Raw genomic sequence first — 26,193 nt, forward strand, 5'->3', positions numbered from 1 at the left:
CGGCGGGAGTAGGCCATCCGGGCGTCTCCGACGGGCTGGAGGACGCCGCGCGACGCCGCTACGGGCCGGCTGGTTCGATGCGCACCGCGAGCGGACGGTACCCCTCACTGCTCTGCTCCTGAGCCTTGCGCAGCACTCGCTCGATGCCGGCTCGATCCTGCTCGGGCAGTTCGGAGGCGACCTGCCAGAGCAGGCGCACCGGCCCGTCCGGAAGCCAGCTCAGGTCTCGCAGCACATCGGCCAGCCCGTCGAGATTCGGGCTGGCCCACTCCGGGGCCTGTAAGGCCCGATAGATGGCGCCGATCGCCGCCCGCTTGTCACTGGCCGGCGCAACGACGCGTAAGTACCCGGTCATGAGGTGATGTCCACCGCAACGAAGCTCTCGTAGTGATCGTCGGTGTAGTAGTACTCCCCGCCGGCGCCGTGGATGATCCGGCGGGCTCCCCGATCACTCGAGCCGGGCGTCGGCACGGTGTATTCGTGGTAGTAGCCAGTCGGCTGCTCGGGGAGCAGCTTCTCGTTGTTGTTGAAGACGACGCCGTCCTGGCTGTACGGGAACGGGCCGTCGTGCTGGATGAGGGCGACGGTGGCGGCGGCCTCGCTCGGCAGCGAGGAGAGCGGCGCCGGCGAATGCTTCTCAGCCGCCGACTTCGACGTGGCGGCTGTGGCCGTCGGTGTCGCGGTCGTGGTCTTGGTCGTCGGCGAACTGTCGTGTCGCACCGCGCTGACGGTGTACCCGATAACCAGCGCGGCCAGCAGCAGGATCAGCGCAATCTGCGGCCGGCGGAGACGAGTCACATCGGCTCACTCTAACGGCCCCCGCTAAGGTTCGACTCATGCGAGCTGCCTACGCCACCACGGCCACACCCGACAACCCTCTCGCCGGTCTCGTCGTTGGAGAACGGCCGGATCCGGTCGCCCTGGAGGGGTGGACGACGGTACAGGTGAAGGCGGCCAGCCTGAACCACCATGACCTCTGGACGCTGCGCGGCGTCGGGATCAGCGCCGACCGCTTCCCGATGACCCTCGGCTGTGACGCCGCCGGAATCGACGAGTCGACCGGGGCGGAGGTGGTGGTGCACAGCGTCATCAGCTCCGAGGACTGGAGCGGTGACGAGACCCTCGACCCGGGCCGATCGCTGCTGTCGGAGAAGCATCAGGGCAGCCTGGCCGAACGCGTGATCGTCCCGAAGCGCAACGTGGTGCCGAAACCGGTCGAGCTCTCCTTCGAGGAGGCGGCCTGCCTGCCGACCGCGTGGCTCACCGCGTACCGGATGCTCTTCGTCAACTCCGAGCTGCGCCCCGGTCAGACCGTGCTCGTCCAGGGGGCGTCGGGCGGTGTGGCGACAGCCTGCATCACGCTGGCCCGGGCGGCCGGAATCCGGGTCTGGGCGACGGCCCGAAGCGAGGCCAAGCAGGCCCGGGCTCTGGAGATCGGCGCTCATGCCAGTTTCGCCTCCGGGGCACGGCTGCCGGAGAAGGTCGACGCGGTGATGGAGACGATCGGCGAGGCGACCTGGGGGCACTCGACCCGCTCCCTGCGTCCCGGCGGGCGCATCGTCATCTCGGGTGCGACGACGGGCTCCAACCCGCCGGCCGACCTCTCCCGCATCTTCTTCCTGCAGCTGCAGGTGGTCGGCTCGACGATGGGGACCAAGCAGGAACTGCACGACCTGGTCGGTTTCATGCGCGCCACCGGGATCCGCCCGCTCATCGACCGGGTGATCCCGCTGGAGCAGATCGCCGATGGTCTGGCCGCCATGGAGTCCGGCGACCTGGTCGGCAAGATCGTCATCACTCTCTAGCCGCGCTGGTTTGCTGGCCGCCCGTGGGTTGCTACGCCACTGCGGAGGCCAGCCCATCGACGACTTCCGCGCCGGGCAGGTCGGTGAGTGCCGCCGCCGGAAGCGCGATCTTGGAGCGGCGCAGACCGCTGCCGATCACCACGACCTCGCGTTCCAGTACTGCGGCGTCGATGAGGATGGGCCATTCGGCAGGGAGGCCGATCGGGGTGATCCCGCCGAACTCCATCCCCGAGAGCGCCACCGCGTCGGCCATGGGCGCGAAGGAGGCCTTCCGGGCGTCTAGGCGACGACGAACGACGCCGTTCACGTCGGCCCGGGTTGTGGCCAGCACCACGCAGGCCGCGTAGCGGGTGCTCTCCCCGCGGCGGCCGGCGATCACGACACAGTTCGCCGAGTCGGCCAGTTCGACCTGGTATTTCTCGCAGAACGCCGCGGTGTCTGCCAGGTCCGGATCGATGGGCGCCACCAGTACGTCGGCGCCCCGGCTCCAGCCGCTGACCGCGGCCGCCACTGGATCGGCGACCAACTCCGACGAGATGCCCTGCCAGCTGAGATTCCCGGGACCGACCATGGCTACAGACACTACTGTGAGAACGTGATCGATTCGGAGAATGCCCAGCAAATGCTGGAGCAGCGTCGAGCCGAGACGATCGAGCGTATAGGGCGGCTGGCCGACGAGATCGCCTCGCTGGTTGCCGCATCGGCCGACAGCAACGCCGACGACGAACACGATCCGGAGGGGTCGACGATCGCCTTCGAACGGGCACAGGCCCAGGCGTTCCTCGACGAGGCACGGGCGACGGTCGTTGACCTCGACGCCGCGTTGATCCGCCTGGCTGACGGGGACTACGGCCGCTGCACGAGCTGCGGCGCGACGATCTCAGCGGCGCGGCTGGCCGCGCGGCCGGCGGCGCGAACCTGCATCGACTGCGCCACCGGGCGACGCTGATCCGCCTACTTCTTGGCGGTGTCCCCGGTCTCACCGGTTGAGAGGGCGGCGATGAAGGCCTCCTGCGGAACCTCGACCCGGCCCACCATCTTCATCCGCTTCTTCCCCTCCTTCTGCTTCTCCAGCAGCTTGCGCTTACGGGTGATGTCACCGCCGTAGCACTTGGCCAGCACGTCCTTTCGGATCGCCCGGATCGACTCGCGGGCGATGATGCGGGCCCCGACGGCCGCCTGGATCGGCACCTCGAACTGCTGGCGCGGGATGAGCTCGCGCAGCTTGGAGGTCATCGACGTCCCGTAGCCGTAGGCCTTGTCCTTGTGCACGATCGCGGAGAAGGCATCGACCGCCTCGCCCTGCAGCAGAATGTCGACCTTCACCAGGTCGCCGAGCTGTTCGCCGGCCACCTCGTAGTCCAGCGACGCATAACCGCGGGTGCGGGACTTCAGACTGTCGAAGAAATCGAAGATGATCTCGCCCATCGGCAGCGTGTACCGCAGCTCAACCCGGGTCTCGGAGAGGTAGTCCATCCCCTGCAGAATCCCGCGCTTGCCCTGGCAGAGCTCCATGATCGCGCCGATGTATTCGCTGGGCGCGATGATCATCGCCTTTGCCACCGGCTCCCAGATCTCGGCGATCTTGCGCCCGGCCGGCCAGTCGGAGGGGTTGGTGACGATGTACTCGCCCTGCTTGTCCTCCAGCACGACCCGGTAGACCACGTTCGGCGCGGTCGAGATGAGATCGAGGTCGAACTCGCGCTCCAACCGCTCCCGGACGATCTCCAGATGCAGCAGCCCGAGGAAGCCGCAGCGGAAGCCGAAGCCCAGCGCGGCCGAGGACTCCGGTTCGTAGACCAGCGCCGCGTCGTTGAGTTGCAGTTTGTCCAGCGCGTCGCGCAGCAGCGGGTAGTCCGAGCCGTCGAGCGGGTAGAGGCCGGAGTAGACCATCGGGCGCGGGTCGCGGTAGCCGCCGAGTGACTCGGTGGCCGGCTTGTTCGCCGTGGTCACCGTGTCACCGACCCGCGACTGCCGCACGTCCTTCACACCGGTGATGAGGTAGCCCACCTCGCCGACGCTGAGTCCCTGGGTCGGCTTGGGCTCGGGCGAGATGACGCCGACCTCGAGGAGCTCGTGGGTCACGCCGTTGGACATCATCTTGATGCGCTGACGGGGCAGGATCTCCCCGTCGATGACCCGGATGTAGGTGATGACGCCGCGGTAGATGTCATAGACGGAGTCGAAGATCATCGCCCGCGGCGGCGAATCAGCCTCCCCGATCGGGGCCGGGACCTGGGTGCAGATTACGTCGAGCAGATCCTCCACGCCGAGCCCGGTCTTGGCGCTCACCCGCAGCACGTCGTCCGGGTCGCAGCCGATGATGTGGGCGATCTCCTCGGCGTAGCGATCGGGCTGCGCGGCCGGGAGGTCGATCTTGTTCAGCACCGGGATGATCTGCAGATCGTTCTCCAGTGCCATGTACAGGTTGGCCAGCGTCTGCGCCTCAATGCCCTGCGCAGCGTCGACCAGCAGCACGGCACCCTCGCAGGCGGCCAGCGAACGGGAGACCTCGTAGCTGAAGTCGACGTGGCCCGGGGTGTCGATCATGTCGAGGACGTACTCGACGCCGTCCAGACGGGAGGTCCAGGGCATCCGGACGTTCTGCGACTTGATGGTGATGCCGCGCTCGCGCTCGATGTCCATCCGGTCGAGGTACTGGGCCCGCATCTGCCGCGCGTCGACGACACCGGTCAACTGCAGCATCCGGTCGGCCAGCGTCGACTTGCCGTGGTCGATGTGGGCGATGATGCAGAAGTTACGGATGATGGCCGGATCGGTGCGGTTCCGGTCGGTGCCGCTGCCGGTGTTCCGATCGGAACCGGTGGGGCCAGAGGGTGCGCTCATGCGTGGGTATGGGGTCTTTCGCTAGCTGGTGGGAGCGTTCGACGCCCTCGATGACGGGCAGGCGCTGCGGCTCGGACTCCTCCATGGTCCCACGTCCGACCGGGCCTGTCTGGCACGAGCAACCCGGGGACTCGTGGAATGATGTCCGGATGAGTTCCCTGCCGGATCCCCGGACCGCCGTTGAATACCGCATTCCCGCCGCCGAACTGGTGGTCGGTGACCTCGTGAACACCCAGCCCGGTGCCGGGGACGACTGGCAGCAGGTGCTGGGCGTCTACCCGGGCGTCGAGTCGCTGGCCGGCGCCACCGAGGAGGTCACCGAGCTGGTGAAGAGCCTGGACGGCCGTTACGTACTCGTCCAGCTCAGCGACCTGGCGCCGGTCGACGCCGCCGTCTACTTCGTCGACGGGACGGCGCTCACGGTGGGCGAGACGGACTCCGACGACCAGCCGGTGCTCGACCAGATCAGCACCGAAGACGGCGAGCGGCTGTACCTGTACACCAAGCACGAACTGGTGCACATCCGCGCGACCTCCTGAGGCGAGCCAGCTCCGCGCGAGCAGGGATTTGGGTCCCCGGCGCCGCGCTGGTAACCTGGGATGGTTGCCGTCTCGGCGGCAATCCAGTTCTGTCCTTACCACTGCTAAATTTTTGAGGCTCCTTCGTGGCGAACATCAAGTCCCAGATCAAGCGGATCCAGACCAACGAGAAGGCCCGCTTGCGCAACAAGAGCGTTAAGTCGGCGCTGAAGACGTCTGTGCGTCGCTTCCGTGAGGCTGCCGAGGCTGGCGACAAAGAGGCGACCATCGTCGCCTTCCGCGACGCTTCCCGCGCCCTCGACAAGGCCGCCAGCAAGGGCGTTATCCACGCCAACCAGGCCGCCAACAAGAAGTCGGCCCTGGCGAAGAGCGTCAACGCTCTCTAACTCCAGCTACTGACGCTGCCCGTTCGGGCAGCCCAGTCGAGCCCGCAGACGATCCTCACCGGATCCGTCGGCGGGCTCTTTGGCGTTCGCGCCGACTAGCGCAGCAGTTCGGGGTCGTGCCGAAGCACGCGCTGCTCCAGCTGCAGCAACTCCGGTCCCGGGTCGACTCCCAATTCGGAGTTCAGCAGGGTTCGGGCTCGCCCCAGTGCAGCGAGCGCATCGCGCTGTCAGATCCAGCCGAGCACCGATGCGTACCTCCTCAGCCAACCCATGCAACTCGCCGAGGCGGGTTCGGGCGATCTCGGCCTCCGGCCAGCACTCGATGTGACGATCGTGGGCGGCGAGGTCAGCTACCTGCGCTGGGGCTCGCCTCAGCGGCTGCCGCGGGCCGCGGTGACGTGACGGATGGTGCGTTCGATGGCGTAGTTGGGGTCAGCCGCCGCACCCTTGACGTCGGCGTTGAGCGAAGCGACGAGACCCAACGCCTCACGCAGGCCAGCTTCGCTCCAACCGCGCACCTGACCCTGAACCCGATTCACCTTCCAGGGCGGCATACCCAGCTTCTGGGCCAGGTCGTACTGGTTTCCCCGGCCGGCGGCGGCGACCCGGGCCACCGCCTCCACCCCTTGGGCGAGCGCGTCGGCGATGACGACATGCGGCACCCCGTCGGCCAGGGCCCAGCGCAGTGACTCCAGCGCTCCGGTCGAATCCCCGGTTACGACCTTGTCGGAAATCTCGAAGCCCTTCACCTCGGCCCGTCCCTGGTGGTACCGCGACACCATGTCGGTGTCGATCCGGCCACCGGAGTCGCTGACCAGCTGCGCCGAGACTGCGGCGAGCTCGCGCAGATCGGTACCGACGGCGTCCACCAGCAGCTGGGCCGCGTCCGGCGCGATACTGCCGCCGGCCCGGCGCACTTCAGCCTTGATGAAGTCCAGTCGCTCGCCCGGTTTCGTCAGCTTGGCGCAGGTGATCGTGGATGCACCGGCCTTCTTCGCCGCATCCAACAGCGCCTTCCCCTTCGCCCCGCCGAGATGCTGCAGCACGATGGTGACATCGTCACTGGGGGCGGCCAGGAAAGGCTTCAGGGCGTCGAGGAGTGCGACTCGTATGTCCTGGGCCGAGCGAAACACGACGACGCGGCGCCCCCCGAAGAGCGAGGGACTGAGGGCCTCATAGATCTCGGCCGCCTCGACCTCGCTGGCCTGATATTCGCGGACGTCTGCGTCCGGGTCAGCCTTGATGGCGGCCAGCGATATCTGTTCGATGGCCCGGGTGACGAGCAGCTCCTCGTCGCCGACGACCAGTATCAGCGCCGGGATCGGGGTCGGGCTCGATTCGGGCATCATCCGTCCATCGTCTCAGGTCGCTCGGACAGTGGCGAGCACCGCCCGAATCGACTCCAGGGACGGCGGCGCGGTATCCCCCATGCCGATGAGGATGTTTCGGGCCAGCGGCACCAGCACCAGCTCGATCCCGTCCCCATCCGGACCGAAGAAGCCGGCGATCTCCAGCAACACGTACCCGTGCATCGCGCTCCAGAGCTGCAGCGCCGCCGACATCGGGTCACCCTGGTGGATCCGGCCCGATGCCATCACCCGAGTCACGCCGTCGAGCAGGTGACCGAAGGCGGCCGCCCCCTCCGGCCCGGCCGCGCCCATCTGGCCGGCGGTGAAGTCGACGGCGGCCGGGGACTTGCCGGGGCTGAGCCCGAACATGAGCCGATAGAGGTTGGCGTTGTTCAGCGCGAAATCCCGGTAGGCCAGTGCGATGGAGAAGAGGTGGACCAGGCTGTCGTCGTGGGGCGGCACGGCGGCCAGCCCCGCACCGAACTCGACGAAACCCTGGACCGCAACCGCCTCGACCAGCTGCCCCATGCCACCGAAATGCGTGTAGACGGCCATCGTCGAGGCGCCGATCTCGGCCGCAACGCGCCGCGCCTGCAGCGCGTCCGGCCCCTCATCGGCCAGTAGACGCAGCGCGGCGGCTAGTAGCCGATCGCGGGGGCTCTCCGAGTTCATCCTTGCCATCATTCCATAACCTTGTTATAACATGATCCATAATCATGTTATGCCGAGAGGGTGGATCACCATGGTCAATGCATATCTGAGCCAGAACCTAGCCCCGGTGCGCGAGGAGCAGACGCTCACCACGCTGGAAGTCACCGGCACCATCCCGCCCCATCTGGACGGCCGCTACCTTCGCAACGGCCCGAACCCGGCGTCGGCGATCGATGAGGACGCCTACCACTGGTTCATGGGCGACGGGATGGTGCACGGCATTCGGCTGCGCGACGGACGGGCCGAGTGGTACCGAAATCGCTGGGTCCGCACTCCTGAGCTGGCCCATCGCTTCGGCGAGGCACTGAGCAGCACCCGTCGGGCCGCGCCGATCGAGTTCGTTGGCGCGAACACCAATGTGATCTCTCACGCCGGCCGGACGCTGGCTCTCATCGAGGGCGGCTCCGCCTGTCACGAATTGACCGACGAACTCGACACGATCGGTCCCTGCGACTTCGACGGCACCATAACCGGTGGCTACACCGCACATCCGAAGCTGGACCCGCAGACCGGTGAGCTGCATGCGGTCTCCTACTTCTTCGCCCGTCCGAACAGCGCCCAGTACTCGGTGATCGGGGTGGACGGGCGGGCCCGTCGCGTGATCGACATCCCGGTCAGCGGCGGACCGATGATGCACGACTTCTCGTTGACTGAGAAATACGTTGTCTTCTATGACCTTCCGGTCACCTTCGATGTGAAGCAGGCCGTTGCGGCGACAGTGCCGAAGTTCATGCGGGCGCCGGCCCGCCTGACCATGTCGGCCCTGCTCGGCCGGGTCCATGTCCCCGATCCGGTCGCTGCCTCGCTCGGGCGTAAGACACCGGCCAACGGCGGGATGCCCTACCGCTGGAACCCGGAGCATCCGGCCCGCGTCGGGGTGATGGCGCGTGAGGGCGACGGCACCCAGGTGCGATGGTTCGATGTCGACCCCTGCTATGTCTTTCACCCGCTCAATGCCTACGACGACGGCGACACGATCGTGCTCGACCTGGTGCGGCACCCCAAGATGTTCGACACCGATCTGCACGGACCCGGCGAAGGCGCGCCGACGCTCGATCGCTGGATCGTCGACCTCAATGCCGGGAAGGTGCAGGAATCGCGGCTGGACGATCGTGCGCAGGAGTTCCCCCGGATCGACGAGCGCCTCGTCGGCCGACGGCACCGCTTCGGCTATTCGATGGACCTGGCGCGGCATGTGGAGCCCTCCGATGCCGTGCTGAAGCACGACCTGGTCAGCGGGTCCACGCAGGCGCATCACTTCGGTGCTGGGAAGCAGTCGAGTGAGTTCGTCTTCGTCCCCAACTCCGCAGATTCCGCCGAGGACGACGGGGTGTTGATGGGCTTCGTCTTCGACCCGTCCGTGCAGCGCAGTGAACTGGCACTGCTGGATGCCGCGACGATGGAGAGCATAGCCACCGTCGCCCTGCCAGTGCGGGTGCCGGCTGGGTTTCACGGCAACTGGGTACCGGCGCGGTAGGAGCAGCCGCGCGAACCTCACCAGATACGGTGGTGCTTCGCGAGGGGAGCGCAGATGGCAGATTTCGTCGGGGCGGTCGACCAGGGCACCACCAGCACCCGGTTCATGGTCTTCGACCACGGGGGCAACGAGGTCGGACGCCACCAGCTCGAGCACGAGCAGATCCTGCCGCAGGCCGGTTGGGTGGAACACAGCCCGATCGAGATCTGGGAGCGGACCAGTTCGGTCCTGCAGACCACAGCGAACCTCCTCGGCCTCGGGCCGTCGGATCTGGCGGCCATCGGAATCACCAACCAGCGCGAGACGACGGTTGTCTGGAATCGCCGCACCGGACGTCCGTATTACAACGCCATCGTCTGGCAGGACACCCGCACCGATCGGATCGCGAGCGCTCTGGAGCGCGGTGGGCAGGGCGAGGTGATCCGGCGCAAGACCGGTCTCCCCCCGGCCACGTACTTCTCCGGCGGGAAGATCCAGTGGATTCTGGAGAATGTCCCCGAGGCTCGCGCCGATGCCGAGAAGGGCGAGGCGATCTTCGGCAACACCGACTCCTGGTTGATGTGGAACCTCACCGGCGGGGTCAACGGCGGCATCCACATCACCGATGTGACCAACGCCAGCCGCACCATGCTGATGGATCTGCAGACGCTCGCCTGGGACGACGAACTCCTGGGATTCTTTGACATTCCTCGAGCGATGTTGCCCGAGATTCGGCCGTCTTCCGACCCGCGCGGCTATGGCGAGACGGCCATCCCGCACGGGCTGGAGGGAGTGCCGCTGACCGGCATCCTCGGCGATCAGCAGGCCGCGATGTTCGGCCAGGTCTGCTTCGCACCGGGCGAGGCCAAGAACACCTACGGCACCGGAAACTTCATGCTGCTGAACACCGGCGAGGAGCTGGTTCGCAGCAGCAACGGCCTGCTCACCACCGTCTGTTACCAGATCGGGGAGGCCAAACCGGTCTACGCGCTGGAGGGATCGATCGCGGTGACCGGCTCGGCTGTGCAGTGGCTGCGAGATCAGCTGGGCATCATCTCTGGCGCCAGCGAGATCGAAGGACTGGCCGCCGGGGTGAGCGACAACGGGGGTGTCTACTTCGTGCCCGCCTTCTCGGGCCTCTTCGCGCCTTATTGGCGAAGTGACGCCCGCGGGGCGATCGTCGGGCTCTCCCGATTCAACACGAACGCCCACGTGGCGCGAGCGACCCTTGAGGCGATCTGTTACCAGAGTCGCGACGTGGCCGAGGCGATGGAGGCCGACTCCGGCGTGCACCTGGACGTGCTCAAGGTGGACGGCGGGGTGACCGCGAACAATCTCTGTATGCAGCTTCAGGCTGACATCCTCGGCGTTCCGGTGAGTCGGCCGGTGGTGGCCGAGACGACGGCCCTGGGGGCAGCCTATGCAGCCGGCCTCGGCGTCGGCTTCTGGTCGGACACCGATGAGCTTCGCGATAACTGGAACGAGTCGACGAACTGGAAGCCGACATGGAGCGATGAGCAGCGCCGCGACGGGTATGCCGGCTGGCAGAAGGCGGTACAGCGCACGCTGGGCTGGGTCGAAGTCGAGTAGGTCGACACGTCTCAGGCCACGCACCGGCTAAGCCGCTTCACTCGCGGCGACGCCTCGGATCACCGTCTTCAGCTGGCCGTTGGTGACGGTAACCGCGATGTCTCCGTCCTGGTCGGTCCGCAGGATTGGAATCGACAACCTTTGCAGTTCGGACAGCAGCACGGCCGATGGCAGGCCGTAGTCGTTGTGGGCGCCCACACTGATGATCGCCACCTTCGCATGCACCGCGGCCAGCAGCGCCGGTACCGAGTAGGCACTCCCGTGGTGCGCAACCTTCAGGATGTCGGCGGTCAGGTCAACGTGGTCGTCCAGAAGGGCCTGCTGCGCCTCGACCTCGGCGTCGCCCATCAGCAGGATCCGTTTCCCGGCGACGGTGGCCCGCATGACCAGTGAGGAGTTGTTCGGATCCGAGCGTGTGCCGCGGTAAGCGGTCGGCGGCCCGAGGACCTGCAGCAGCACCGCCCCGTCGGCAAAGGACTCACCGGGCTGAGCCCGGCCCAGCGTCAACCCGTGGGCGTCGAGGGTCTTCTGCACCTGCTCCACTCCGGACTGCGGCTCGTCCAGCGGCCCGGTTACCACCGCCGCGACCCGGCGGTCATGAAATACCCCGGCAAGACCACCGATGTGGTCCAGGTGGAAGTGGGTGAGCACAACGAGCGGGATGTCGGTGATCCCGAGATCGTGCAGGCAGCGGTCCATCGCCACCGGTTCGGGACCGGTATCCACCACGATGGCGCGACCGGGTGCGGTTGGCAGCACCAGGCCATCACCCTGCCCGACATCGCAAGCCACCAGAACGCTCGAGACGGCCGGCCACCCGGCGACGGCGGAGCGCACCGGGAGCTGCACCAACAGCCCGACGACGGTTGCCGCAATGAGCATTCGCCGCAGTAAACCGTGCCGGGCCAGCGCGACGGCACCCGCGGCCGCGCAGACAAGCAGCATCGCCCCCACTGCGCCCGCCGGCCAGGGCAGCGAGGCCCCGTCCAGGCCGCCGAAGAAGTCCGCCACCCAGACCAGCCAGCGGCACGGCCACCCCGCCAGCTGCGCGAGGGTTGCCCCGAGGCCGAGCGAGATCGGCGCCGTGAGGGCCGCCGCGAAGCCGACGATCGTCGCCATCGAGACCACCGGCTCAGCCAGCACGTTAGCCGGGATCGCCACGACACTGATGTGTCCGGTCATTGCCGCGATGACCGGCGCCGTCACCACGTGCGCCGCGGAGGCGACCGCAATCGCCTCGGCCAGCACCGGCGGGACATGGCGTCGCCGCAGCGCCTGCGCCCAGCGCGGGCTCAGTAGCACGAGCGCAGCGGTCGCGATGACCGACAGCGTGAAACCAACGTCATTGGCCAGGTCCGGCTGGTAGAGCAACAGCAGCAGCACCGCGGCCGACAGAGTTGGAAGCGCCGCCCTCGGTCGCCCGAGAGCCAGCGCAACCAGAACGATCACTCCCATCACGGCCGCCCGAAGCACGCTCGGTGATGGGCGAGCGATGACCACGAAGCCGGCCAGCACGACGGCGGAGATGAAGGCTGTGGTGACCGGGCCCAGTCTGAAGCGGCGCATCACCAGCAGTGCGGCGCCGACCAGAATCGAGCAGTTCGTTCCCGAGACGGCGACCAGGTGGGTGAGACCAGCGACTCGGAAGTGCTCGGCCAGAATCGGATCGAGCTGCGAGGTGTCGCCGTCGACGAGTCCCGGTAGCAGCCCCCGGACACTCGTCGGAAGCCCGGCCGACGCGTCGCGCAGTGAGGAGCGGACTACACCCGCGGCGCGCTGCCACCACGGCGGGTGCCCCAGCAGCGTCGGCGCGGACTCCCCGACCAGTGCCGCGACGCGCAGCGGATCGCCCCGCGCAGGCTGCAGGCGGGCATCCAGGCGAATTCGCTGGCCGGGAAGCAGCTGCGCCCAATCCGCGGCGGCCCCGAAGACCAGGACGGCGCCCCGGGCAGCGACTTGACTCGTACCGACCCGAATCGACAGCAGCGTGGCGTCGACGATGACCCGCGGACCTCCGCCCCCGACTCCGGCACCGGCCAACGGGTGCGGGTCGCCGGTGATTCGCAGCTGGGCAGTGACGGCCGTGTGCGCCGCCGCGAGACTGGTGACCGGCGATTGACGTACTCGTTCCATTCGGGCCGACAATGGTGCGAGTGTCAGCAGCAGCACCGCCCCGACCAGCGCCACGCCACAACTCACCCGAATCGTAAGGTCCTCGTGCTGGTCGTGTCCGGCCACCACCCGATGACGGGCCAGCCAAGCCGCGAGACCGGCGACGAACAGCGCGGCGGCGGCAAGCTTGGCCACGGTGGCTGGCGAACACCCAAGACCGATCAGCGTCGCGACCCACGCGGCCGCCGCGCCGACCGCCAGCCGGAGGTCGACGGGTGGGGTCTGTTCTCCATCGGCGCCGCGGAGAACTCGTCGAAGGGCGGTATCGACGCCGCTCGCCCCAAACCCTCTCAAGCCGAAGCTGGCCAAGCCGGCATCATCCGGCCCAGGCGCGCCGAAACCGGGCATGCGGACACCGCTCATACCGTGACGGCGCCTTTGAGGGTGGCGAACTTGGCCGGACCGATTCCGGTGACTTCGCGCAATTGGTCGATGGTGTCGAACCTGCCGTGGGCCGTACGCCACTCGACGATGTTCTTCGCCAGCACCGGCCCGACCCCGGGCAGCGTGTCCAGCTGTTCGGCGCTGGCGGTGTTCAGATCGACCAGGCCCGCCCCTGAGGCCGATGCGGCGGTGGAGGCGACGGGCGGCGCCGATCCGGCGCCCGGCACGCCGACCGCGATCTGCTGGCCGTCGGCCACCAGGCTCGCCAGATTCAATCCACTCAAGTCGACCCCGGGCAGCGCTCCCCCGGCCGCCTTGATCGCGTCGTTCACGCGAGATCCGGGCGGCAAGCGGTACACACCCTGGTGCCGCACCCGTCCAGCGACATCGACAACCAGGTTGCTCGGCGCGGAGGGCATGGGAGCACTGCTCCCCGTCGGGATCGGAGGGGACGAGAGACTTGCGGGGAGATTGCTCGTCATCGCGGTCGCCGAAGAGACCGCCGTAGAGGCCGCGGCCGAGACCGTCCTCGTCGAGACCGCAAGTGATTGCGGCCGGTCGTTGCTGACCCACCAGATGCAGATCACCGCCACCACCAGTGCGACCACTCCCACCGCGGCCGCCGATCGGCGACCGGGGTCGACGCGCGCGCGATGCTGTCGCTGGGGCACTGAAGTGGGCCCGGTAGAGGGCAGCGCAGGGAGGGCCGGCACCGGCACCGGCTCCGAGGCCGGCCGGCGATCACCCGGCGGCTCACCGACGTCGAGCAGCGCCCGGACCCGTTCTGCGATGGCGCTGCGCTCAGCGCTGTTGCTCAGTACCCGCATGCCTCAAAGCTAGAGCCGCAACGGCCGCACCGGGACACACCGAGGACAGTTGTGGATACCGCCGACGCCTGTGGATATCCCTATTTCTTAAGGGATTTCGAGATCACGGTACCCAGACCGCCGGGCCCGAGATGCGCTCCGACGACCGGGCTCAGTTCGGCGATGTGCAGTTCCTGCAGGTACGGGATCTGGGCGCGCAACTGATCGGCCGTCGCATTGGCCCGCTCCGGCGCCCCGAGATGCTGCACCGCTACATCGACGTCCGCGGTGCCGGCCGCGGCCACTGTGAGCTGCACGAGTCGCGCGATCGCCTTGGATGAAGTACGCACCTTCTCCAGCGGCACGATCTGCCCATCCAGCATGTGCAGCAACGGCTTCACCGAAAGGGAGGTGGCCATCATCGCGGCCGCCGCACCGACCCGCCCACCGCGCCGCAGAAACTCCAGGGTGTCCACATAGAAGTAGGTGCGGGTGCGATCCACCGTCCGGACCGCGGCGTCCTGGACCTCGGCCGGAGTGCCGCCACCCTCGGCACACAGCTGCGCCGCCCGCACCGCGAACCCGAGCGCCGCGCCGGTCGAGCGCGAGTCGACCACCCGGATCACGCCGTGACCGAAGTCCTGCGCGGCCAGCACGGCCGACTCCCACGTCCCCGAGAGACGGGACGAGAGGTGCACCGAGACCACGTTGTCGGCGCCGGCGTCGAGCGCCGTCCGGAACGCGGCGGCGAACTCGGCCGGTGAGGGGCGGGAGGTCGTCACTGCCTCCTTACGGTGCAGCGCCTCCACAACCTGCGCGGAGGTGATCTCTCCATCGGGTCCGGTTCGTTCGCCGATGGTCACCTGCAGCGGTATGACCGTCACGCCCTGCATCGCGCCGGGCAGGTAGGCCGTCGAATCAGTGAATACCGCTACTCTTACTGCCTTCCTGCGCACCGCACGCCTCTCAGACGACGAAGTTGACGAGGCGTCCGGGCACGACGATGACCCGCTTGGGTTCCTTACCGTCGAGCGCCGCGATCACCTTCTCATCCGAGCTGGCGGCTGCCTGCAAAGCGTCCTTCTCCAGACCTGCCGCCACGGTGAGGACGGTGCGGACCTTGCCGTTCACCTGCACCGGGATTGAGACGCTGTCATCGACCAGCAGTGCCTCGTCGGCGACCGGGAAGTCGGTCCAGGCCAGTGAAGTCTCGTGCCCGAGTCGAGCCCAGAGTTCCTCGGCCGCGTGCGGAGCCAACGGAGCCAGCATCAGCACCAGCGGTTCGATCACCGCCCGGGGCGCTCCGCCGTCGGGGAAGTTCTGTGTCAGCGTGTTGGTCAGCTCGGTGATCCGGGCGATCGAAGTGTTGAAACGCAGCGCGACGAAGCCGTCCCGGACCGCGGCGATCGTCTTGTGCAGCTGGCGATTCAGCTCCTCGTCGGGGGCGTCGTCGCTGACATGCGGCGCACCGGTCTGCTCGTCCAGTACCACTCGCCAGATGCGCTGCAGCAGCCGGAACGATCCGACGACGGCCTTGGTGTCCCACGGCCGGGACTGCTCCAAGGGGCCGGTGAACATCTCGAAGAGACGCAGGGTGTCCGCCCCGTAGGCGGCATACATCTCGTCCGGAGTGGTCACGTTCTTCAGCGACTTCCCCATCTTGCCGTTGAGACGCGTGACTGCCTTCCCCTCGAAGAAGTACTCGCCGTCCTTCTCCTCCACCTGCGCGGCCTCGACGTACATTCCGCGCTCGTCCTGGTAGGCGTAGGCCTCGACATACCCCTGGTTCACCAGCCGGTGGAACGGCTCGCGGCTGGAGACATGCCCCAGGTCGAAGAGCACTTTGTGCCAGAAGCGGGCGTAGAGCAGGTGCAGCACCGCGTGCTCGACGCCACCGACGTAGAGGTCGACGCCGCCCATCGGGCGGTTCGCGTCCGGACCCATCCAGTACTGCTCGACCTCGGGATCGACCAGTTTCTCGTCGTTGGTCGGGTCGAGGTAGCGCAGCTCATACCAGCAGGAGCCGGCCCAGTTCGGCATGGTGTTCGTCTCGCGCCGGTACTGCTTCGGACCGTCGCCCAGGTCCAGACTGACGGAGACCCAGTCGGTCAGCCGTCCCAGTGGCGGAGCGGGCAGCGAGTCGACGTCGTTCGGTTCGAAGGACGTCGGCGAGAAGTCGTCGGTGTCAGGGAGTTCGACCGGCAGCATCGACTCCGGTAGCGCGATCGGCAATCCCGTCTCGTCGTAGACGATCGGGAATGGTTCGCCCCAGTAACGCTGACGGGAGAAGAGCCAGTCCCGCAGCCGGTACGTCGTTGCGCCGCGGCCGCGTCCGCGCGACTGCAACCATTCGATGGTGGCTTCCTTGGCCTCGTCGACCTGCAGACCGTTGATGTCCAGGCCGTCGTCGTTGGCCGAGTTCATCACCGCGCCAGGGCCGACGTACAGCCCCTCCTCATGCCCCGGCGGAGCCTGGACGGTCTGTACCACCGGCAGCTCGAAGGCCTGGGCGAAGTCCCAGTCACGTTCGTCGTGCGCCGGCACCGCCATGATGGCACCGGTGCCGTAGCCGGTCAGGACGTAGTCGGCGATGAAGATCGGGACCTTCACCCCGTTCACCGGGTTGGTCGCGAAGGAGCCGGTGAAGACACCGGTCTTGGTCTTGGACTCAGCGCGCCGGTCAAGCTCGGTCTTGGCTGCGGCGCCGGCCTGGTACTGGGCGACGGCGTCGGACGGGGAGCCGGCGTAGGCCGTCCAGACCGGGGTGGTCTCCTCCGGCCAGCTGGACGCGGTGAGACGGGAGACAAGCTCGTGCTCAGGCGCCAGGACGAGGTAGGTGGCGCCGAAGAGCGTATCCGGACGGGTCGTGAAAACCTCGATGTCGCCGGCGTCCGACTCGAACTTCACGTGCGCACCGGTCGAACGTCCGATCCAGTTCCGCTGCATTGCCCGGACCTTGTCGGGCCAGTCGATGCCGTCCAGGTCGTTGACCAGGCGGTCGGCGTAGGCGGTGATGCGCATCATCCACTGGGCCAGCGGCTTGCGGAAGACCGGGAAGTTGCCCCGCTCGCTGCGCATGTCGGCGGTGACCTCTTCGTTGGCCAGCACCGTGCCCAGGCCCGGACACCAGTTGACCGTCGATTCGGTGCGGTAGGCCAGCCGGTAACCGTCGACGACCTCACGACGTTGCAGTTCACTCAGCTGCGGCCACTCGCCCGCCTCCGGCACCCGGGTACCGGCCTCGAACTCGGCGACGAGCTCGCTGATGGGACGGGCCCGATCAAGTTCGGTGTCATAGAAGGAGTTGAAGATCTGCAGGAAGATCCACTGCGTCCAGCGGTAGTAGGCCTTGTCGGTGGTGGCGATGGCCCGCCGCTTGTCGTGCCCCAGGCCCATCCGGCGCAGCTGCCGGGAGAAGACCTCGATGTTGGCGTACGTCGTGGTCGCCGGGTGCGTGCCGGTCTGGACGGCGTACTGCTCAGCCGGCAGCCCGAAGGCGTCGAAGCCCATCGTGTGGAGGACGTTCGCTCCGGTCATCCGCAGATAACGGGCGTAGACGTCGGTGCCGATGAAGCCGAGCGGGTGTCCCACGTGCAGTCCGGCCCCGGACGGATACGGAAACATGTCCATCACGAACGCGTGCGGGCGGATCGCGACCTCGCCGAAACCGTCACTCAGCGGCCCGGCCGGGTTGGGCGCGTTGAACGTGCCCTCAGTCTCCCAGCGGTCCTGCCAACCGGTCTCGATCTGCTCGGCGAGGGCAGCCGTGTACCGAAACGGGGGAATGTCATTGGGCTGTTGCGTTGAGGATGTCATTTGAGCGAAATCCTATCGCGGGGAAATTCACCGCGGATCAGTGCTTGACGGCGACCTCTTCGGGCCACTTAGCAGCAATTAGTGCTCGCCCCACGTCCGCCGTCCGTCGCCGCCGGACGCGGGGGCACCTGTCAAGGAGCTTAAGTCCGCACCAGGGGTGTCGCAACCGCTTGCAGGGTGTGTCCTCGGTTACTTTCTTCCGACATAGTTGAGAACCGCTCCATCTGCGGGGCTTTAACGAGATTTAACACCGCTAATTCGGCTACTCGTGCCTTGCCCGGCCGCCACGAGAGTCCGCTCAGGCCTCGGCGTCCGGCGCGTTGTCGCCGTCATCCTCAACCTTGAGGCGCGGAATCACCGGTCCCGGCGAGCCTACGTTGTGGGCCCGCAGCCGCCAGTGCTCCTCTTCGAAGCGCAGTTCGGACCAGTGGCAATTGGCCAGCGGACCGAGAACGTGAAGTTTCTGGGACATTCCGAGAATGTCCGAACAGAGAGCCATCGCCGTTGCACTGTGTGTAACCAGAACTATGGTCTCTAAATCGGGCAATTCATCGAAGAGCTCACGGGCGCGCATAGCCACTTCGGCCCGGCTTTCACCTCCACGACGGCTCACATCCCGCCCGGCCAACCAGTCGGCGAATTCGTCCGGGTAGCGCTCCTGGACCTCCTCCCTCGACAGCCCCTCCCAGTGGCCCAGCGAGCGTTCCCGCAGCCGTGCGTCGGCCTGGACGCTCAGCCCGGTGACCTCACCGATCGGTGCGGCGGTCTGGCTCGCCCGTTGCGCGTCAGAGCTGATGATCAGTTTCGGCTCGAAGGCCGCGACGAGCCCGGCGACTTCGTAGGCCTGCGCGCGCCCGACATCGTCCAATGGCGGGTCGGCCTGCCCCTGGAAACGTCGCTGCGCGTTCCAGGCCGTGCGGCCATGGCGAAGCAGCAGCACCCGCAGCACGATCAGATCTCTTCGAAGTCGTCTGAACTGATGGCCAGGTCGGCGTCATCCTCGACGGCGGCATCGATCGCGACGACGCGGGGGCTGGAGTTGTTGGAAGGGTTCTGCGGACCCTCGGGCGTGAACGGAATGACCGGGCAGTCCTTCCAGAGCCGCTCCAGGGAGTAGAAGACGCGCTCCTCGGCCTGCTGCACGTGAATCACGACGTCGGAGTAGTCCAGCAGCACCCAGCGACCGTCACGGTGTCCTTCGCGGCGTAGCGGCTTGGAGCCCTTCGCCCGCAGCGCCTCCTCGACGGCGTCGACGATGGCCGAGACCTGCCGGTCGTTGTTTCCGGTGACGATCACGAAAATGTCGGTAATTGCCAGTCGTTCGCTGACGTCGATGAGGACGATGTCAGTACCTAGCTTCTCGGATGCGGCGGCCGCGGCGGCGAGCGCGAGGTCCTGGGCGAAATCTGTAGCAGTCACGGAGACCGAGCTTACGCTTACGCCGACTCGCGGTAGAGCCGATGCTTGGCGATGTACTGCACGACTCCGTCCGGGACGAGGTACCAGACCGGGCGGCCCGCATGCACCCGTTCCCGGCAGGCGGTCGATGAGATAGCCATCGCCGGCACGTCGACCAGGGTGGCCGAGTTCGGCGGCAGATGAGCGTCGGAGAGCTCGTAACCGGGGCGGGTTACACCGATGAACTTGGCCAGTTGCAGCGACCGATCCGTGTCCTTCCAGGTGAGGATCTGTCCCAGCGCATCGGCGCCGGTGATGAAGAAGAGCTCAGCACCCGGACGGATCTTCGCTATGTCACTGATCGTGTCCACCGTGTAGGTCGGGCCGTCCCGATCAATGTCAGCCCGGCTCACCAGGAAACGCGGGTTCGATGCGGTCGCGATGACCGTCATCAGATAGCGGTGCTCGGCCGCGCTGACCTGGCGGCTGGACTTCTGCCAGGGGGCCCCGGTCGGCACGAAGATCACCTCGTCCAACTCGAACAGCTGCGCCACCTCGCTGGCTGCGACCAGGTGTCCGTGGTGGATCGGGTCGAAGGTTCCACCCATGATTCCCACCCGGCGGGGTCGCCGGCCACCGTCGCGCTCGCCTCGGCCGAGGTCGCTATCGCTGTCGCTGTCGCTGTCGCTGTCGTTGGGGCGTGTCACCGTCAGCGGGTCTGTCCGTCGCCGTACACGATCCATTTCGTCGAGGTGAGCTCAGTGAGACCCATCGGACCCCGGGCATGCATCTTCTGGGTGGAGATGCCGATCTCGGCGCCGAACCCGAACTCGGCCCCGTCGGTGAAGCGGGTCGAGGCGTTCACCATGACGGCGGCGCTGTCAACGCGTTCGACGAATCTGCGGGCCGCCCGCAGATCACGGGTGATGATCGCTTCGGTGTGACCGGAGGAGTAGCGACGGATGTGGGCCAGCGCCTCGTCGGTGCTGGCGACGACACGGGCGGAGATGTCGAGACTGAGGTACTCGGTGCCCCAGTCATCGTCGGTCGCGGGTTCGGCCCCGGCGGCGACGAAGGCCTCGTCACCGTGCACGGTGACGCCGTTGCTGCGCAGATCATCCATGATTTTCGGGATGAACTCGTCGGCGATCGCCTCATGGACGAGGATCGTCTCGGCCGAGTTGCAGACGCTGGGGCGCGACACCTTGGCGTTGACGATGATGCGCTCGGCCATCTCTTGATCGGCCGAGGCGTCCACATAGATGTGCACGACGCCGACACCGGTTTCGATCACCGGCACCGTCGAGTTCTCCACGACGTAGTTGATGAGCCCGGCGCCGCCCCGCGGGATCACCAGGTCCACCAGTCCACGAGCGTGCAGCAGATGGGCGACGCTGGCCCGGTCGGTGCCCGGCACGAGCTGGATGCTGTCGCGCGGTAGGCCGGCCTTCTCGGCGGCCGAGGCGAGCACCTCGACCAGCGCGCTGTTGGAGTGGTAGGCCGAGCCGGAGCCACGCAGCAGCGCGGCGTTGCCGCTCTTGATGGCGAGCGCGGCGGCATCGACCGTCACATTGGGACGAGCCTCGTAGATCATCGCGAGCACGCCGAAGGGCACCCGTACCTGCTTCATCTCAAGGCCGTTGGGCTGGTTGTAGCCGCGCAGCACCTCCCCCACCGGGTCGGGGAGGTAGGCCACATCGCGCAGTCCGGCGCTCATCGCGGCTATGCGCTCCCGATTGAGGGCGAGCCGGTCGATCAGCGACTCCGACATGCCGGCCTCCCGACCGGCGGCCACGTCTTTCGCATTCGCCGCGAGTATGTCCTCCACCGCGCCGTCGAGGGCGTAGGCCATCGCATGCAGAGCGACGTCCTTGGCCGCGCGTCCGAGGGGTGCCAGTTCCGCGGCGGCTTCCTTGGCCCGCGCGGCAACCGCCCGGACTTCCGCCTCTGAGGTCTCCGAAGTCACCCCGTGATCCTAGGCGCAGAGCTCAGAGCAGGACCAGTTCTTTGCCCGCTGTGCTCAGAGCAACACGAGATCGTCGCGGTGCACGACCTCGCGCCGGAACTCGGCCGGAAGGTCATTGGTGCGGCGTCCGAGCATGCCGGGCAGGTCGGCCGAGTCGAAGCTGACCAGGCCCCGGGCCACCACCTGGCTCGAGACTCCGACGATCTCGACCGCGTCGCCGGACTCGAACTCCCCCTGCACGTCGACGATCCCGGCCGCGAGCAGTGAGGCGCCCTTGCTGGTGAGGGCCGTCACCGCACCGTCGTCGATGACCAACGTGCCACGGGGTGTCGAGGCGTGCTGCAGCCAGAAGAGTCGGGATGTGGTGTGGTCGCTGACCGGATGGAAGAGGGTGCCACCTTCGCCGCGCAGCGCGCTGGAGACGTAGGAGGCACCGGCTAACAGGACGGCGATGCCGGAGCCGGTGGCGATGGCCGCTGCCTCGATCTTGGTCGTCATTCCACCGGTGCCGACGCTGCTGCCGGTACCGCCGATACTGACCTCCCGCAGATCCTGCGGACCGAACACATCGTTGATGAGCTTGGAGTCGGGGCGACGCGGATCACCGGTGTAGAGGCCGTCGACGTCAGAGAGGAGCACCAGCGCGTCGGCGTGGACCAGATGCGCCACCAGCGCGGCGAGCCGATCGTTGTCGCCGAAGCGGATCTCGTGGGTGGCTACGGTGTCGTTCTCGTTGACGATCGGGATGACCCCGAGCGCGAGCAGCCGCTCCAGAGTGCGGCTGGCATTGCGGTAGTGGCCGCGCCGGTGCAGGTCGTCGGCGGTGAGCAGCACCTGTCCGACCTGCAGCCCATGTCGGGCGAAGGATGCGGCGTAACGCTCGACGAGCAGTAGTTGACCGACGCTGGCCGCGGCCTGCTGAGTGGCCAGGTCGCGGGGGCGGCTGCGCAGTCCGAGCGGCGCGATGCCGGCGGCGATCGCACCGGAGGAGACGAGGACGACCTGCTGTCCGCTAGCGCGGCGCGCGGCCAGGGCATCCACCAGCGCGTCAAGCCGGCTCGGTTCCAGGCGACCGGCCGAGGTCAGTGAGGAGGAGCCCACCTTGACGACGCTGCGCGCCGCGGCAGCGATCCCTTCGCGACTCATTCCTACTCCGTGACCTCATCGTCGTTGGCGGCATCGTCGTTGGCGGCATCGTCATTGGCGGCATCGTCATTGGCGGCATCGTCGTTGGCGGCATCGTCGTTGGCCGCGTCGCTGAGGGATTCAGCGGTGACGGTCTCGTCCGTCTCGATCGTGTCCGTCTCGATCGTGTCCGTCTCGATCGTGTCCGCCTCGATCTCGTCCGTCTCGATCTCGTCGTCGTAGATCGGGAGGCCCTCCTCGTCCCACTCGCCGTAGAAGACGTCGTCGCCCCGCTGCCGGCGCGCCTTCTTCGAGGCCAGCCGCTCGTCCGCGCGCGGGCGGGTGTCGGTGGCCAGTCGCTCGTCGGTTCCGCGCCGGGTCGGGCTGTACTCCGAATCGGCCATGCCGAGCGTCGGCTCGAAGTCGAAGGTGACGAGCCCGATGGTGACCGCAGCGCCGGGAACAGCTCCCTGCTTGCCGAGTTCGGCTTCGACGCCGAGGCGGGCCAGGCGGTCGGCCAAGAAGCCGATCGCCTCTTCGTTGCCGAAGTCGGTCTGGCGGATCCAACGCTCGGGCTTCTCGCCGCGGACGATGAAGGCACCCTCTTCGGCCGGGTTCGGCGTGACGGTGAAGCCCGCCTCGCCGTAGGCGCGCGGGGCGATAACGATGCGGGCGGGTTCCGGTTCGGGGCGAGCCAACCGATCCGCGGCGACCGCGGCGGCGAGCGCGAATCCCAGTTCACGCAGGCCGGCGTGGCTGGTCGCCGAAACTTCGAAGACCTTCAGGCCGCGGGCCTCGAGGTCGGGGCGGACAAGTTCGGCTAGTTCCTTCGCCTCTGGGAGATCGACCTTGTTGAGTGCGACCAGGCGCGGACGTTCAAGCAGATCACCCAGCGACCCCTCGTACTGCGCGAGCTCGGCCTCGAGGAGGTCGAGGTCGGTGAGCGGGTCGCGTCCGGGGTCGAGGGTGCCACAGTCGAGAACGTGCAGCAGGACGGCGCAGCGTTCGATGTGCCGCAGGAATTCCAGGCCGAGGCCCTTGCCCTGGGCCGCGCCCGGGATCAGGCCCGGGACGTCGGCCATGGTGAAGACTTCGCTGCCCGCGCTGACGACCCCTAGGTTGGGGACGAGTGTGGTGAACGGGTAGTCGGCGATCTTCGGGCGCGCGGCGGACATCGCCGCGATCAGCGACGACTTCCCAGCCGAGGGGAAGCCGACCAGACCCACGTCGGCGACGCTCTTCAGCTCCAGGATGACGTCACGCGGTTCGCCCGGCTCGCCGAGAAGCGCGAATCCGGGGGCCTTGCGCCGGGTGTTGGCCAGCGCGGCGTTGCCGAGGCCGCCACGTCCGCCGCGGGCGGCGACGAAGCGGGTGCCGCTGCCGAAGAGGTCGGCCAGCACGTTGCCGTCAGGGTCGTGCACAACGGTTCCGTTGGGGACACGGAGGATCACGTCGTCGGCGCTCGCACCGTTCTTGTGGCTTCCGGCGCCGCCCTTGCCGTTGCCGGCTTTCTGGTGCGGGTGGTGGTGGAAGTCAAGCAGCGTGTGGACGTTCGGGTCGACCTCGAGGATGACGTCGCCGCCCTTGCCGCCGTTGCCGCCGTCCGGGCCGCCGAGCGGCTTGAACTTCTCGCGGTGGATGGAGGCCACACCGTGACCGCCATTGCCACCGGTGACGTGTAGTACGACCCGATCAACGAATGACGCCACGAGTACTCCTCGACTGTTGTGCCGACCTTGTCGGCGGGAACTGCGGCACTGATGAACTGCAGTAATTCTCGGGTGAAACGCGAGAAGCGGGCTCCGGGATTACCCGGGGCCCGCTTCTCATGAGCTTGTAGTGGATCAGCTGATGCGCTCAGGCCTCGACGAGGACCGGCGGAACGATGCTGACCGTCTTGCGGCCGCGACGGCGACCGAAGAGGACGCTTCCCTCAACGAGCGCGAAGAGCGTGTCATCGCTGCCGCGACCAACGCCGTCACCGGGGTGGAACTTGGTGCCACGCTGGCGGATGAGGATCTCGCCGGCGTTGACCGTCTGGCCACCGAAGCGCTTAACGCCCAGGTACTGGGGGTTTGAATCGCGACCGTTGCGCGAGCTGGACGCGCCCTTTTTGTGTGCCATGTCGTTACTTCTTTCCGGAGGATGCGTCGATACCGGTGACCTTGAGCTCGGTCAGCTTCTGACGGTGGCCCATACGCTTGTGGTAGCCGGTCTTGTTCTTGTACTTGTGGATCTTGATCTTCGGGCCCTTGACCTGGGCGACAACCTCAGCCGTGACGGCCACGCTGGCGAGCTTGTCGGCCTCGTGAGTGACGCTCTCACCATCGACGAGCAGGGTCGCCAGCAGGGCAACCTCTTCGCCGGCAGAGGCGTCGAGCTTCTCGACCTGGACGACATCGCCGACGGCGACCTTGTACTGCTTGCCGCCGGTCTTGACGATCGCGTACATCGAGAACTTCCATTCTTTGGGTCTATGAGCAAGTTCTGCGGCGCTGCCTCGCACTCGGCCGATTTTACCGGCCGCGCTGACTGACGCACGCAAAATGAGGACCCTCTCACGAGGGCCGTTGTCCAGAGTACGTTATCCGGCACTGGCAATGCAAAACAGTGCCAACCATCGGGCAACGCTGGGCACCTCCAGAGTAACCGTCAGGTGGTCGTTGGGGCGTCGGCCGGTGAGTAGGCGTTGTGCCGGACGCTGGATCGTCCGAAGAGCCACCCCATCGCCACCGGAATCTCCTCGGAGCAGTGCAGCATCAGGCTGGACTGGTCCGGCGCGATCGTGATGTGGAAGTCGACGCTCTGGCGCTCCGGATCACGACGGATGTAGGCGTCCAGGGCGGTGTCCGTACTGCTCTGACTGAGCGCTTTATCCGGTTTGCCGGTCTCTCTCAGGTCGGCCAGATCTGGACGCACGACTGCTAGTGAGGCGGAGTCGCAGAGACTCTGCAGGCCCTGCTGGTCGATAGCCGCGTCACCGGCGGCGATGGAGCCGGCCACCACGAGCAGGGCCAGCACGAAGAAGCCGACGATCAACGGGATGGTCGATCCCCGGTCATCGCCGCCGAGACACGCGGATCGCGTCACGGGGTGGGTTCGGGGATGAGTTGGCCACGTTGTTGGGTGACGGTGATGTTGGTGGTCGTGGGTTTGGCGGTGATCGGTGTGGTGATGGTGTTGGTCGGGCCATTGTCGACGGAGTAGGCGGCGGTCCAGGTTGCCGTGGCGGTGACGGTGGCGGGTCCGGATCGGCTGGTGTCGGTGTAGATGTGTCCGAAGAAGCCGGGACATTGCGGGGTGGAGCAGCGGTCGCTGGCGGTGTATTCGCGGCCGGGCGTGGTTGTCGTGGCGGTGTGGCCGTCGCCGAAGTTCCAGGTGACGCCGTGGAGATGGATAGTGATGCGGACCTGATGGCCGAGCAGGGTGACGGTGGCGAGGGTGCGGTCGGCTGGGGTGTCGAGCCAGAAGATGGTCTGGATATTGACGAGAGTGGTGCCGCCGGCCGGGGTGACACCCAGCGGTGTGGTGGGCAGGAATTTGGTGACGCTGGCCAGCACCATCGCGTCGGTGACCTGCGGGGTCGCCGGTGCAGTTGCTGCGTTGGCGGCCACGCAGCGCATCCCGGCGTATGTCCACTCAGAGTTTGCGGGGTTCGTGGGGCGCGAGTAGGTCACAACCGCACGTTCCGGATTCGCGGCGTCAGCGGTAGCGCAGGTACTCGCAAGTTCACAGCCGTGTTCGGTAAGCGTCGTTGGCGTCGTCGTCGTCGCGACCGACCCTCCAGCCGGCAATGCCGCCGTCGTGCCATTGCAAGGTACGGTCACAGTCTCGAACGGAGGC

General features: G+C 67.3%; 27 protein-coding genes and 1 pseudogene. 7 read left to right on the top strand and 21 right to left on the bottom strand.

Translation table 11 applies throughout. From position 1 onward, the window contains the following. Positions 1-58: 58 nt before the first annotated feature. Together CPH63_RS19375 and CPH63_RS19380 are read right to left on the bottom strand one after the other, a co-directional pair. On the bottom strand, positions 59-355 hold the full coding sequence (locus CPH63_RS19375) for a barstar family protein (RefSeq protein WP_096304408.1): 297 nt from the start codon (positions 353-355) through the stop codon (positions 59-61). Continuing rightward, positions 352-798, bottom strand: coding sequence for a ribonuclease domain-containing protein (locus CPH63_RS19380; RefSeq protein ID WP_096304409.1), 447 nt, complete (start codon positions 796-798; stop codon positions 352-354). The genes CPH63_RS19375 and CPH63_RS19380 overlap by 4 nt, the downstream gene beginning before the upstream one ends. Positions 799-836: 38 nt before the next feature. Here CPH63_RS19380 and CPH63_RS19385 point away from each other — a divergent pair, with 38 nt between their 5' ends. Then, the gene (locus tag CPH63_RS19385) at positions 837-1,805 is read left to right on the top strand and encodes a zinc-binding dehydrogenase (protein WP_096304410.1); all 969 of its coding nucleotides are present in this window, start codon (positions 837-839) and stop codon (positions 1,803-1,805) included. 31 nt (positions 1,806-1,836) lie between these two features. Here the strand turns inward: CPH63_RS19385 and CPH63_RS19390 are convergent, their stop codons facing one another. Next, positions 1,837-2,376, bottom strand: coding sequence for a YbaK/EbsC family protein (locus CPH63_RS19390; protein WP_096304411.1), 540 nt, complete (start codon positions 2,374-2,376; stop codon positions 1,837-1,839). Positions 2,377-2,400: 24 nt separating this feature from the next. Between CPH63_RS19390 and CPH63_RS19395 the strand changes: the two genes are divergently transcribed. Then, on the top strand, positions 2,401-2,754 hold the full coding sequence (locus CPH63_RS19395) for a TraR/DksA C4-type zinc finger protein (RefSeq protein ID WP_206745591.1): 354 nt from the start codon (positions 2,401-2,403) through the stop codon (positions 2,752-2,754). A 5-nt stretch (positions 2,755-2,759) separates the two neighbouring features. Here CPH63_RS19395 and lepA read toward each other — a convergent pair whose 3' ends face one another. After that, positions 2,760-4,652: a translation elongation factor 4 gene (gene lepA, locus CPH63_RS19400; RefSeq protein ID WP_096304413.1), complete on the bottom strand. Its 1,893-nt coding sequence runs from the start codon at positions 4,650-4,652 to the stop codon at positions 2,760-2,762. A gap of 149 nt (positions 4,653-4,801) precedes the next feature. On the opposite strand from lepA, the gene CPH63_RS19405 reads away from it, so the two are divergent. Both CPH63_RS19405 and rpsT read left to right on the top strand, forming a co-directional pair. Beyond that, complete coding sequence (locus CPH63_RS19405) at positions 4,802-5,191, top strand: hypothetical protein (protein ID WP_096304414.1); 390 nt, start codon at positions 4,802-4,804, stop codon at positions 5,189-5,191. Positions 5,192-5,316: 125 nt separating this feature from the next. Next, positions 5,317-5,577: a 30S ribosomal protein S20 gene (rpsT, locus tag CPH63_RS19410; RefSeq protein WP_096304415.1), complete on the top strand. Its 261-nt coding sequence runs from the start codon at positions 5,317-5,319 to the stop codon at positions 5,575-5,577. Between the two features lie 95 nt (positions 5,578-5,672). Here rpsT and CPH63_RS23815 read toward each other — a convergent pair whose 3' ends face one another. Continuing rightward, positions 5,673-5,783, bottom strand: coding sequence for a hypothetical protein (locus CPH63_RS23815; protein ID WP_096305294.1), 111 nt, complete (start codon positions 5,781-5,783; stop codon positions 5,673-5,675). A 64-nt stretch (positions 5,784-5,847) separates the two neighbouring features. Here CPH63_RS23815 and CPH63_RS23445 point away from each other — a divergent pair, with 64 nt between their 5' ends. Then, complete coding sequence (locus CPH63_RS23445; protein ID WP_256385799.1) at positions 5,848-5,979, top strand: hypothetical protein; 132 nt, start codon at positions 5,848-5,850, stop codon at positions 5,977-5,979. Here the strand turns inward: CPH63_RS23445 and holA are convergent. Together holA and CPH63_RS19425 are read right to left on the bottom strand one after the other, a co-directional pair. Then, entirely contained in the window at positions 5,949-6,923 is a 975-nt protein-coding gene (holA, locus tag CPH63_RS19420) for a DNA polymerase III subunit delta (protein WP_096305295.1), read from the bottom strand. The genes CPH63_RS23445 and holA overlap by 31 nt on opposite strands. A gap of 15 nt (positions 6,924-6,938) precedes the next feature. After that, positions 6,939-7,598, bottom strand: a complete 660-nt coding sequence (locus CPH63_RS19425; protein WP_172892244.1) for a TetR-like C-terminal domain-containing protein — start codon at positions 7,596-7,598, stop codon at positions 6,939-6,941. Positions 7,599-7,668: 70 nt separating this feature from the next. On the opposite strand from CPH63_RS19425, the gene CPH63_RS19430 reads away from it, so the two are divergent. Next, entirely contained in the window at positions 7,669-9,114 is a 1,446-nt protein-coding gene (locus CPH63_RS19430) for a carotenoid oxygenase family protein (protein WP_096304417.1), read from the top strand. Between the two features lie 54 nt (positions 9,115-9,168). Then, positions 9,169-10,683, top strand: a complete 1,515-nt coding sequence (gene glpK, locus CPH63_RS19435) for a glycerol kinase GlpK (RefSeq protein ID WP_096304418.1) — start codon at positions 9,169-9,171, stop codon at positions 10,681-10,683. A gap of 27 nt (positions 10,684-10,710) precedes the next feature. Here the strand turns inward: glpK and CPH63_RS19440 are convergent, their stop codons facing one another. From CPH63_RS19440 to CPH63_RS19510, 14 genes and pseudogenes are all read right to left on the bottom strand, one after another. After that, positions 10,711-13,218: a ComEC/Rec2 family competence protein gene (locus CPH63_RS19440; protein WP_096304419.1), complete on the bottom strand. Its 2,508-nt coding sequence runs from the start codon at positions 13,216-13,218 to the stop codon at positions 10,711-10,713. Continuing rightward, positions 13,215-14,066 carry a ComEA family DNA-binding protein gene (locus CPH63_RS23295; RefSeq protein WP_241895739.1) on the bottom strand — a complete coding sequence of 284 codons (852 nt, stop codon included), beginning with the start codon at positions 14,064-14,066 and terminating at the stop codon, positions 13,215-13,217. The genes CPH63_RS19440 and CPH63_RS23295 overlap by 4 nt, the downstream gene beginning before the upstream one ends. An 80-nt stretch (positions 14,067-14,146) precedes the next feature. Then, positions 14,147-15,001, bottom strand: a complete 855-nt coding sequence (locus CPH63_RS19450) for a DegV family protein (protein WP_241895740.1) — start codon at positions 14,999-15,001, stop codon at positions 14,147-14,149. A 10-nt stretch (positions 15,002-15,011) separates the two neighbouring features. Next, positions 15,012-17,861 (bottom strand): leucine--tRNA ligase, encoded by a 2,850-nt coding sequence (gene leuS / locus CPH63_RS19455; protein ID WP_096304421.1) that lies wholly within the window; start codon positions 17,859-17,861, stop codon positions 15,012-15,014. 298 nt (positions 17,862-18,159) lie between these two features. Continuing rightward, positions 18,160-18,801, bottom strand: coding sequence for a histidine phosphatase family protein (locus tag CPH63_RS19460; protein WP_157749662.1), 642 nt, complete (start codon positions 18,799-18,801; stop codon positions 18,160-18,162). A gap of 11 nt (positions 18,802-18,812) precedes the next feature. Then, positions 18,813-19,280, bottom strand: coding sequence for a ribosome silencing factor (gene rsfS / locus CPH63_RS19465; RefSeq protein WP_096304423.1), 468 nt, complete (start codon positions 19,278-19,280; stop codon positions 18,813-18,815). A gap of 17 nt (positions 19,281-19,297) precedes the next feature. Continuing rightward, complete coding sequence (gene nadD, locus CPH63_RS19470) at positions 19,298-19,867, bottom strand: nicotinate-nucleotide adenylyltransferase (protein ID WP_371365035.1); 570 nt, start codon at positions 19,865-19,867, stop codon at positions 19,298-19,300. Between the two features lie 101 nt (positions 19,868-19,968). Next, a complete protein-coding gene (locus tag CPH63_RS19475; RefSeq protein WP_096304425.1) occupies positions 19,969-21,225 on the bottom strand; it encodes a glutamate-5-semialdehyde dehydrogenase in 1,257 nt (418 codons plus the stop codon). A gap of 54 nt (positions 21,226-21,279) precedes the next feature. Then, positions 21,280-22,371 carry a glutamate 5-kinase gene (gene proB / locus CPH63_RS19480; protein WP_096304426.1) on the bottom strand — a complete coding sequence of 364 codons (1,092 nt, stop codon included), beginning with the start codon at positions 22,369-22,371 and terminating at the stop codon, positions 21,280-21,282. A 173-nt stretch (positions 22,372-22,544) separates the two neighbouring features. Next, positions 22,545-24,059, bottom strand: a pseudogene (gene obgE, locus CPH63_RS19490) (GTPase ObgE); the annotation flags it as partial. A gap of 148 nt (positions 24,060-24,207) precedes the next feature. After that, positions 24,208-24,474 carry a 50S ribosomal protein L27 gene (gene rpmA, locus CPH63_RS19495; RefSeq protein ID WP_091355519.1) on the bottom strand — a complete coding sequence of 89 codons (267 nt, stop codon included), beginning with the start codon at positions 24,472-24,474 and terminating at the stop codon, positions 24,208-24,210. A 4-nt stretch (positions 24,475-24,478) separates the two neighbouring features. Next, positions 24,479-24,802, bottom strand: a complete 324-nt coding sequence (gene rplU / locus CPH63_RS19500) for a 50S ribosomal protein L21 (RefSeq protein WP_096304427.1) — start codon at positions 24,800-24,802, stop codon at positions 24,479-24,481. Positions 24,803-25,002: 200 nt separating this feature from the next. Further along, positions 25,003-25,440, bottom strand: coding sequence for a Tad domain-containing protein (locus tag CPH63_RS19505; RefSeq protein WP_096304428.1), 438 nt, complete (start codon positions 25,438-25,440; stop codon positions 25,003-25,005). Beyond that, positions 25,437-25,964 (bottom strand): hypothetical protein, encoded by a 528-nt coding sequence (locus tag CPH63_RS19510; RefSeq protein WP_157749663.1) that lies wholly within the window; start codon positions 25,962-25,964, stop codon positions 25,437-25,439. The genes CPH63_RS19505 and CPH63_RS19510 overlap by 4 nt, the downstream gene beginning before the upstream one ends. Positions 25,965-26,193 lie beyond the last annotated feature (229 nt).

The organism is Jatrophihabitans sp. GAS493 (assembly GCF_900230215.1).
In the GTDB taxonomy this organism is placed as follows: domain Bacteria; phylum Actinomycetota; class Actinomycetes; order Mycobacteriales; family Jatrophihabitantaceae; genus MT45.

What these genes read in the sequence shown, in the direction of transcription:
- CPH63_RS19375 (WP_096304408.1), bottom strand. Translation starts at nt 355, where the DNA reads ATGACCGGGTACTTACGCGTCGTTGCGCCGGCCAGTGACAAGCGGGCG.
- CPH63_RS19385 (WP_096304410.1), top strand. Translation starts at nt 837, where the DNA reads ATGCGAGCTGCCTACGCCACCACGGCCACACCCGACAACCCTCTCGCC.
- CPH63_RS19390 (WP_096304411.1), bottom strand. Translation starts at nt 2,376, where the DNA reads ATGGTCGGTCCCGGGAATCTCAGCTGGCAGGGCATCTCGTCGGAGTTG.
- lepA (WP_096304413.1), bottom strand. Translation starts at nt 4,652, where the DNA reads ATGAGCGCACCCTCTGGCCCCACCGGTTCCGATCGGAACACCGGCAGC.
- CPH63_RS19405 (WP_096304414.1), top strand. Translation starts at nt 4,802, where the DNA reads ATGAGTTCCCTGCCGGATCCCCGGACCGCCGTTGAATACCGCATTCCC.
- CPH63_RS23445 (WP_256385799.1), top strand. Translation starts at nt 5,848, where the DNA reads ATGCAACTCGCCGAGGCGGGTTCGGGCGATCTCGGCCTCCGGCCAGCA.
- holA (WP_096305295.1), bottom strand. Translation starts at nt 6,923, where the DNA reads ATGCCCGAATCGAGCCCGACCCCGATCCCGGCGCTGATACTGGTCGTC.
- CPH63_RS19425 (WP_172892244.1), bottom strand. Translation starts at nt 7,598, where the DNA reads ATGAACTCGGAGAGCCCCCGCGATCGGCTACTAGCCGCCGCGCTGCGT.
- CPH63_RS19430 (WP_096304417.1), top strand. Translation starts at nt 7,669, where the DNA reads ATGGTCAATGCATATCTGAGCCAGAACCTAGCCCCGGTGCGCGAGGAG.
- glpK (WP_096304418.1), top strand. Translation starts at nt 9,169, where the DNA reads ATGGCAGATTTCGTCGGGGCGGTCGACCAGGGCACCACCAGCACCCGG.
- CPH63_RS19440 (WP_096304419.1), bottom strand. Translation starts at nt 13,218, where the DNA reads ATGAGCGGTGTCCGCATGCCCGGTTTCGGCGCGCCTGGGCCGGATGAT.
- CPH63_RS23295 (WP_241895739.1), bottom strand. Translation starts at nt 14,066, where the DNA reads ATGCGGGTACTGAGCAACAGCGCTGAGCGCAGCGCCATCGCAGAACGG.
- leuS (WP_096304421.1), bottom strand. Translation starts at nt 17,861, where the DNA reads ATGACATCCTCAACGCAACAGCCCAATGACATTCCCCCGTTTCGGTAC.
- nadD (WP_371365035.1), bottom strand. Translation starts at nt 19,867, where the DNA reads ATGGGTGGAACCTTCGACCCGATCCACCACGGACACCTGGTCGCAGCC.
- proB (WP_096304426.1), bottom strand. Translation starts at nt 22,371, where the DNA reads ATGAGTCGCGAAGGGATCGCTGCCGCGGCGCGCAGCGTCGTCAAGGTG.
- rpmA (WP_091355519.1), bottom strand. Translation starts at nt 24,474, where the DNA reads ATGGCACACAAAAAGGGCGCGTCCAGCTCGCGCAACGGTCGCGATTCA.
- rplU (WP_096304427.1), bottom strand. Translation starts at nt 24,802, where the DNA reads ATGTACGCGATCGTCAAGACCGGCGGCAAGCAGTACAAGGTCGCCGTC.